The sequence below is a fragment of the Streptomyces sp. NPDC048659 genome (assembly GCF_040650575.1).
Lineage (GTDB): Bacteria > Actinomycetota > Actinomycetes > Streptomycetales > Streptomycetaceae > Streptomyces.
Genome location: NZ_JBEZHM010000079.1, coordinates 21,151 through 27,472, shown reverse-complemented (window position 1 = coordinate 27,472; position 6,322 = coordinate 21,151). Strand labels below are relative to the sequence as shown.

Below are 6,322 nucleotides of genomic sequence, written 5' to 3'. Positions count from 1 at the left end.
CCCTCGTAGCGGAGCTACTTGGGCGTTTCGGCCGTGCGGCGAGCGCGCGTGCCGGGCGGGCCGGACCCGACGGGAATTGTCAGACAGGCCCTAGGGGGCGGCCGGTGCCGCGCGCAGGGCCTCGCGGAGGTGGCCGTCGTGGGCGGCGAGGAGGCGGGCCGCGGTGGGGGCGTCGACCGAGCCGAGGATGACGAGGATGGCGTTCTTCACCTCGCCGCCGGTCCCGGTCAGGGCCTCCTCGATCGTGTCGGGATCCGCGCCCGTCGCGAGGGCCACGATGCGCCGGGAGCGGGCCCTGAGCTTCTCGTTGGAGGCGCGGACGTCGACCATCAGGTTCCCGTAGGTCTTGCCGAGCCGGATCATCACCACGGTCGAGAGGGTGTTCAGGGTGAGCTTCTGGGCGGTGCCCGCCTTCAGGCGGGTCGATCCGGTGAGGAACTCCGGTCCGACGACGACTTCGAGCGGGATGTCGGCGGCCTCGCCGAGCTCCGATCCCTCGTTGCACGCGAGGCCGATGGTGAGGGCGCCGAGCTCGCGGGCGTGGCGGACCGCGCCGAGCGCGAAGGGGGTGCGGCCCGAGGCGGAGATGCCGACCACGACGTCGTCGGCTGTCAGGCCGAGCTCGCGCAGCGCGGCCACCGCGCCGGCCGGGTCGTCCTCGGCGCCCTCCACCGCGCCGAGCATGGCGTCGAGTCCGCCCGCGATGACGCCGACGACCTGGCCGGGCTCGGTGTTGAAGGTCGGGGGGCACTCGGCGGAGTCGAGGACGCCCATGCGGCCGGCGGTCCCGGCGCCGACGTGGATGAGCCTGCCGCCGCGGCGCATCCGCTCGACGACGGCGTCGACGGCCCGCGCGAGCTGCGGGGCCACGGCGCCGAGGGCGGCCGGGACCAGCGCGTCCTCGGTGTTCATCGCGCGGATGATGTCGAGGGTGGACAGCCGGTCGATCTCGGCGAGTTCGGGGCGGTACGCCTCCGTGGACAGCGTGTCGAGGCGGGCGCGGAGCTCCCCGTACGGGGCGGCGGCGGGCTTCGGGTCGGTGGTGAGGGTCATGGCGTGCTGCCTTCCGCTTCTCGGTGTCGGCTTCTGTGTGGGGCGGGTGCGGGGGCCGGGCGGGGCAGGACGCCGGTCGGTGGGGGTGGCGGGTCAGGAGTGGGGACGGGGGCGGGGATCGGGGGGTGTGGCGGTGGCGGTGGCGCCGTGCCGTTGGCTCACCGCCCGGTAGGAGGCGGCGAGTCCGCGCCGCGCGGTGGTGTGGTAGGTGCGCTGGGCGGCTCCGGTGAAGAGGCAGTCCACGATGAGCAGTTGGCCCGTGCGGCTGCTCATCGACGCCGACCTCAGGTCGCTGCCCTGGGCGGCGGCGGTGGTGAGGACGAGGCCGGAGTGCTGGGCGACGGGCGAGCGGGGCGTGCCGGTGATCGCGATGGTCGTGGCGCCGTTGGCCGCGGCGCGGCGCAGCGGGTCGACGACGTCGGCGGTGGTGCCGGAGTGGGAGATCGCGAGGGCCACGTCGGCGGGGGTGAGCTGGACGGCGCTGGCGATGGCGCGGTGCGGGTCGCCGTAGGCGTGGGCGACCAGCCCGATCCGCATGAGCTTCGCCGCCAGGTCCTCGCCGACGATGCCGGAGGTCCCGACCCCGTACACGTCGATGCGGCGGGCGCCGGTGAGCGCGGTGATCACCGCGTCGAGGACGGCGATGTCGAGCTGTACGGCGGTGTCGGCGAGGACCTGGCGCTCCTCCCCTGCGAGCTTGGCGACGACCTGGTCGAGCGGGTCGTCGAGGCCGACGCCGCCGACGGTCCGGTCCGGGTCCTGCTCGTCGGAGCGTTCCCTGGCGGCGAGTTCGACGAGCGCGGTGCGCAGGTCGCGATAGCCGGTGTAGCCGAGGAGGCGGGCGGTGCGGACCACGGTCGTCTCGCTGGTCGCCGTGTGGTCGGCGAGCTCGGTCACGGTCATCCGCGCGCATCCGGCCGGGTCGGCGACGACGGCCTCGGCGACCTGCCGCTGCGCCTGGGCCAGGCCGGGCAGCAGGGTGCGGACCTTGGCCGGCAGCGCGTGGGGGGTGTCGCCGGTGTGGGCGGTAGTTTCCACCGTGTTCGTGCTCATGAGGCGAAACTAACCACCGCGCGAAGGCGTCCGGCCGGGCCTTTGGGCCCCTGGGGGCCGCTGAAGGGCCCGACCTGGGCCGAACGGGCGGCCACCGGGCCGCAGGTCCCGTGCCGCGGGGGGTCACAGGTCCCGCGGCGCGGCCGTCGACGCCCTGCTCACCGCCGCGCCGCGCGGCTGAGGCGCGTCCCGCCGGGGTCCGTCAGCGCACGCCGAACCACTGCTCGGCCCCGTACGCCTCGAAGCGCTCCAGCTCCGTGAAGCCCAGCTTCTGCGCGAGGCGCAGGGCGGGGGCGTTGTCCACGCGGGTGCACAGCACCACCCGCTCGCCGGGGCGGGCGGCGGCGAAGCGGTCCAGGGCCGCCGCGCACGCCTCGGCGGCGTAGCCCCGGCCCCAGGCGCCCGGCAGGAACAGGTAGCCGAGCTCGCTGCCGCCCGCCTCCGGGCGGACCTGGTCCGGCCGGGTGGGGTCGCGCGCTTCGAGGGTGACCAGGCCGATCATCTCCCCGTCGAGCTCGGCCACGAGGGCGCCGGGGCGCCGCGCGGGCACCTCGGGCATCGCCGCCTCGACCTCCGCGCGGGGCCGGGCGCCGCCGATGCGGGCGCCGACCTCCGGCGAGGAGAACAGCTCGACGAAGCCCGGCCGGTCGCGGGCCTCGGACGGGCGGAGCACCAGGCGGGCGGTGCGTATCGGGGCGGTGGGCGGCCAGTCGGCCGCCGCGGGAGTGGATCCGGTCGCGGTCATGGCCACGGAGCCTATCGGGGCGGTCCGGACCGGCCCCGGAGCCCGCCGCACCGCCCCGGACCCGCCCAGCCCCCGCCCCGACCGTCCGTCAGAGCGCCGGTATCCCGCCCCACGGCCGGACCGCCTCGATCGCGGCGGCGGCGCGGAAGACCGTCTCGTCGTCGTACGTGCGGCCCACGATCTGCACCCCGGTCGGCACCCCCGTCGAGGCGAGGCCCGAGGGCACGCTGAGGACCGGGCAGCGGCTGGCGATGTTGAACACCGTGGTGAGGGCCGCGTCCATGTAGTGGTCGAGGGTGACGCCGTCGACGACGACCTTCGTCGCCGTGTAGTCGTCGTCGGCGGCGAAGGCGGGGATCGCGAGGGTCGGGCAGAGCAGCACGTCGTACCGGTCGAGGAGCGAGCCGAGCACCGCCTGGATCTCGCCCTCGACGACCAGCCCCTCCAGGAACGCGCCGGGCTCGGCCACGTACCGCGCGGTGTCCTCCGCGAAGGCCAGCGCGTACGGGGTGAGCAGCCCGGCGTGCTCGGCGGCGACCGAGGCCACGTAGGGGCCGAAGACCGAACCGAAGTGGATCATCGCCGCCTTGCGCACCTGGGCCCGCGTGACCGGCACCTCGACCTCCTCCACCACCGCCCCCGCCGCGCGCAGCGCCTCGGCGACCGCCCGGGTGTGGGCCTCGACCTCGGGGTCCACCGGCCAGTCGCCGAGCCCGACGGAGAGCGCGACCCGCAGCCCGGTGGCGCCCGCGGCGCCCGCGTAGGTCTCCGGGAGCAGCAGCTTGGGCCGCAGCGAGACCGCGTCGAGCGGGTGCGGGCCCGCGATGACGTTCTGGAGGAGGGCGCAGTCGGCGACGGTGCGGGCCATCGGGCCGTCGTGGCAGTACGTGTCGAGGTTGAAGGGGGCCATGGCCGGCACCCGCCCGTACGGGGGCTTGAAGCCGACGGTGCCGGTGGAGGAGGCGGGGATGCGGATGGAGCCGCCGATGTCGGAGCCGGTCGCGAGGGTGGTCTCGCCCGCCGCGAGGGCCGCGCCCGCGCCGCCGGAGGAGCCGCCGGGCGAGTAGGCCGGGTTCCAGGGGTTGCGGGTGACGCCCCACAGCCGCGACTGGGTGAAGGCGGCGCTGCTGAACTCCGGGGTGGTGGTGCGGGCGTGCACGATGCCGCCGGCGGCCAGCACCCGCTCGACGACCGGGTGGGTCTCGTCCGCGACCTCGTCCTTGAAGGCGAGGGAGCCGTCGGTGGCCAGGCGGCCGGCGATCGGCTGCTCCTCCTTGGCGGCGACGGCCAGGCCCTCCAGGGGGCGCGGCGGCTCGCCCTTGCCCGCGTACCGGGCCTCGGCCTCGCGGGCGGCGGCCATCGCCGCGTCGAAGGTGCGCTCGGCCAGGGCGTTGACGGTGGGCTCGACGGCCTCGGCGCGGGCGATGAGGGCGCCCATCAGCTCGACGGGCGACAGGGTGCGGTCCCGGAAGCGGCGCAGCGCCTCGGTGGCGGGCAGGTAGGCGAGCTCGGTGGTGTCGGTCATGTGGCGGTTCCTCGTGACGTACGGCCCGATGGGCACGGCGAGTTGACGTGTGCGCGCTCCGGATGGGCGCCATGAAATCCGCCGTGCCGGGGGAACGTCAATGCTGTTGTCGTAAGCCACGCTGCTCGGGCCGAGGCCCGGCTCAGGCCCCGTCCTCGCCCGCCGCCCAGGTCAGGGCGGCCTCCCGGGTGCCGAACACCGCCCAGGTCGGCGCGTGCCCCTGGGCCGCCGCCCGTTCCAGCCGCAGGGTCTCGGCGACGGCGACCCGGTGGCCGCGGGCGACGAGGTCGGCGAGGACGGCGGCCAGGGCGGTGGCCGCGCCGGGGAGCGCGCGGGAGACGCCGGTCAGGTCGAGGACGAGGCGGCCGGGCTCGGGCGGGGTGAGGTCGCGCAGCGCGTAGAGGAGCGCCTCGGTCTCGGTGAACTCCAGGCCGCCCTGGGCGGTGACGACCGCGATGCTGCGGCCCGCGCGCTCGACCCGCTCGGCGCCGGTCACGGTCGCGGCGTGCAGCCCCGAGTTGTGCATGATGTGGAGCCCGAAGCGCCGGGCCATCTCGCCGAGGGCGGCCACCGCGCGGACCGGGTTGCCGGAGGCGTCGAGCGGGGGGCTGTGGACGGCGACGCCGAAGCGGCCGGGGCTGGCGGCGATCAGGCCGCCGGAGACGCCGCTCTTGGCGGGCAGCCCGACGTCGAGCAGCCACTGCCCGGCGCCGTCGTACATGCCGCAGGTGGCCATGACGGCGAGGGTGCGGACCGCGTCCGGTTCGGCGACGACCCGGACGCCGGTGACGGGGTTGAGCCCGCCGTTGGCGAGGGTCGCGGCCATGACGGCGAGGTCGGCGGCGGTGACCCGGACCGCGCACTGGCGGAAGTACGTGTCGGCGGTCTCGACCGGGTCGGCGCGCAGCGAGCCGGCCGAGCGCATCAGATAGGCGAGGGCGCGGTTGCGGTCGCCGGTGGCGGCCTCGCTGGCGTAGACCTCCTCGTCGACGTCGAGCGGGCGGCCGGCGAAGGCCGACAGGCAGCCGAGGACGCGGGCGAAGCGCTCGGCGGGTCCGTCGGCGCGCACCAGGGCGGTGGTGGCGAGGGCGCCGGCGTTGATCATCGGGTTGGCCGGGCGGCCGGTGCCGGGCTCCAGGCTGATGGCGTTGAAGGCGTTGCCGCTGGGTTCGACGCCGACGTGGCGCAGCAGCTCGGCCGGGCCGAGGTCGCCGAGCGCGAGGGCGTAGACGAAGGGCTTGGAGACCGACTGGATGGTGAAGGGGGTGTCGGCCGGCCCGGCCCGGTAGGTGTTGCCGCCCATGCTGACCAGGGCGATGCCGAAGGCGTCCGGGTCGGCGTGGGCGAGCTGCGGGATGTAGTCGGCGACCCGCCCCTCGCGCAGCGCGCCGAGCCTGTGGTGGATCTCTTCGAGGGCGTCTGTCACCGGATCCATGGCACCGGACCTCCGTCGCGCGGGAATGCTGGCGACGTAAGCCCTTCCCCGGAGGTCAGGAAAGCTCCGCGGCCTCCTTGGAGATCCGCTCGAACTGCTCCCCCATGGCCTCGGCGAGCGCGTGCGCGGCGGACAGCGGGCGGACCATGACGGTGAGGTCGTCGATGAGGCCGTTCTCGTCGAGGTGGAGGAAGTCGCAGCCCTGGACGGTCCGCCCGCCGACGGTGGCGGTGAAGACGAGGGCGTGGTCGCGCGCGCCCGGCTCGCCGATCTCGCGCACGTAGGCGAAGTCCTCGAAGACGCGCAGCACCCCGCGCAGGATGGCGGCGGTGATCGCCTTGCCGGGGTACGGGGTGAAGGCGACGGGGCTGGTGAAGACGACGTCGTCGGCGAGCAGCGCCTCGATGGCGGCGATGTCACGGGCCTCGACGGCCGCGCGGAACGGGTGCATGGACACGTACCCCTCGATACTAAACGAGTTGATTAGGTACGCCGGACAGTACTTCGTCCG

6 protein-coding genes are annotated in these 6,322 nt (G+C 75.5%); all 6 read right to left on the bottom strand.

The genetic code is table 11. From position 1 onward, the window contains the following. Positions 1–90 precede the first annotated feature (90 nt). The 6 genes from murQ to AB0C99_RS35755 all read right to left on the bottom strand — a co-directional run bounded on the left by murQ (position 91) and on the right by AB0C99_RS35755 (position 6,262). A complete protein-coding gene (murQ, locus tag AB0C99_RS35780; protein ID WP_362484047.1) occupies positions 91–1,053 on the bottom strand; it encodes an N-acetylmuramic acid 6-phosphate etherase in 963 nt (320 codons plus the stop codon). A gap of 93 nt (positions 1,054–1,146) precedes the next feature. Next, on the bottom strand, positions 1,147–2,106 hold the full coding sequence (locus tag AB0C99_RS35775) for a MurR/RpiR family transcriptional regulator (protein WP_362484046.1): 960 nt from the start codon (positions 2,104–2,106) through the stop codon (positions 1,147–1,149). Between the two features lie 202 nt (positions 2,107–2,308). Beyond that, positions 2,309–2,851, bottom strand: a complete 543-nt coding sequence (locus AB0C99_RS35770; protein WP_362484044.1) for a GNAT family N-acetyltransferase — start codon at positions 2,849–2,851, stop codon at positions 2,309–2,311. Positions 2,852–2,939: 88 nt separating this feature from the next. Then, entirely contained in the window at positions 2,940–4,376 is a 1,437-nt protein-coding gene (locus AB0C99_RS35765; protein WP_362484042.1) for an amidase, read from the bottom strand. Between the two features lie 142 nt (positions 4,377–4,518). Continuing rightward, positions 4,519–5,811, bottom strand: coding sequence for a glutaminase A (gene glsA, locus AB0C99_RS35760; RefSeq protein ID WP_362484040.1), 1,293 nt, complete (start codon positions 5,809–5,811; stop codon positions 4,519–4,521). A gap of 55 nt (positions 5,812–5,866) precedes the next feature. After that, positions 5,867–6,262, bottom strand: a complete 396-nt coding sequence (locus AB0C99_RS35755; RefSeq protein WP_362484053.1) for a nuclear transport factor 2 family protein — start codon at positions 6,260–6,262, stop codon at positions 5,867–5,869. Positions 6,263–6,322 lie beyond the last annotated feature (60 nt).